This window comes from Bradyrhizobium cosmicum, from assembly GCF_032290525.1.
GTDB classification, from domain to species: domain Bacteria; phylum Pseudomonadota; class Alphaproteobacteria; order Rhizobiales; family Xanthobacteraceae; genus Bradyrhizobium; species Bradyrhizobium cosmicum_A.
In genome coordinates, this window is the sequence record NZ_JASXTA010000317.1 from 1 (window position 1) to 262 (window position 262).

The 262-nt window shown below is 60.3% G+C and carries 1 pseudogene; it reads right to left on the reverse strand.

What is annotated here, in order from left to right:
• Positions 1 to 155: 155 nt before the first annotated feature.
• Positions 156 to 262: pseudogene (locus tag QSV46_RS40100) on the reverse strand (tripartite tricarboxylate transporter substrate binding protein); the annotation flags it as partial.

Genomic DNA, 262 nt, shown 5'->3' on the forward strand with positions numbered 1-262 from the left:
GCGCGAGCCCGATCAAGCCGCCCCAGAGTTCGGAGTTGTTGAGGCGGAGTTTGACGGAGGTTTGGTCGTTCATCGATACCCTCTCGGCCGTGCTCCGGATGCTACGCAGCGCGAAGCGGCGCGCTGCAGATCCGGGACACGGAAGTGGCTCAATCCTACTTCTTCGCAAGCCCGAGCGTGTCGATCACCTTGCGCTCTGACTCCGTGACCTCGAGGACGAACTTCTTGTAGTCCTCGGTATTCTTGTAGCTCGGCACCATGT